This window comes from Pseudomonas sp. AC463, from assembly GCF_979253585.1.
On record NZ_CEEDDZ010001025.1, the window covers coordinates 1 to 245 of the forward strand.

Below are 245 nucleotides of genomic sequence, written 5' to 3' on the forward strand. Positions count from 1 at the left end.
GGACCCGGCGCTGGCGGCTGAGATGCTGACGATCGCCACCGGTGGAGAGGCGCCGCCGGCGCGCGCGGCGCGGCTAGTGGCGCAGGTCGCGCGCGTTCATCCCGACCTTGCGTGGACGCATGCGCTGGCAACGTTGCCGGCGGTGGCGCCCAATCTCGACCTGCGCCAGCGCTTCCAATACTTGCCTTCCGTAGCGTCGGGCTCGGCGAGTGCAGCGCGCGCCGACGAATTGCATGCCATCGCCG

The 245-nt window shown here is 71.8% G+C and carries 1 protein-coding gene; it reads left to right on the forward strand.

The genetic code is table 11. The annotated features are described in order from the left end of the window. Window positions 1-22 precede the first annotated feature (22 nt). Window positions 23-245, forward strand: a 223-nt coding sequence (locus tag AC0IYH_RS33350; protein ID WP_471838700.1) for a hypothetical protein, incomplete at its 3' end; no start/stop codon positions are given.